Origin of the sequence: Marinospirillum alkalitolerans, from assembly GCF_045055655.1 — a bacterium.
Taxonomy (GTDB): domain Bacteria; phylum Pseudomonadota; class Gammaproteobacteria; order Pseudomonadales; family Halomonadaceae; genus Marinospirillum; species Marinospirillum alkalitolerans.
On record NZ_JBANFI010000036.1, the window covers coordinates 1 to 484 of the forward strand.

Sequence of the window (484 nt, forward strand, 5' to 3'; positions counted from 1 at the left end):
AAGCTCACGCGAACGAGAGCGACGGCCGGTTTTGTGTAAAATTGAGCGCAGCGAAAACACAAAACCGGACTAGCATTCGTGTCGCGTGCAGCGCCTTGTTATTGCAAGAAACAGCAAAAAAGAAAGCTAAACGCTGCCAACTTGCCGAAAATGGTCAACTTAGGTTAAAGCCGCATCACTCGATCCTGGCACACTATTTCTGAGTGGAGCCAACAGAATACGCCAAACTCAAACCTGAAAAAACGAGCAGATTGGGCGGTCTGGCAAACCTGCCAAGTACAGCAACGAAGCAACTCGAACAAAGCCACCGCTTACCGCGCTTGAAGACTGAGCCTTCATTTTAAAACTAGCGAGAGCAGCCCGATAACGAAGGCGCGGCACACTATCCAAAGGCCAAACCTGACGAAATCCTGCTAGAACAGCGCCTCGATCTGCGGCGGCGGCCTGCCTACTATCCCGAAACAACTCGCCTCGACCGACGCAC

At 52.1% G+C, this 484-nt stretch carries 1 protein-coding gene; it reads left to right on the forward strand.

What is annotated here, in order from left to right; translation table 11 throughout:
- A partial coding sequence (locus tag V6U78_RS12725) for a hypothetical protein (RefSeq protein WP_405341590.1) occupies positions 1-203 on the forward strand: 203 nt, incomplete at its 5' end.
- Between the last annotated feature and the right edge of the window lie 281 nt (positions 204-484).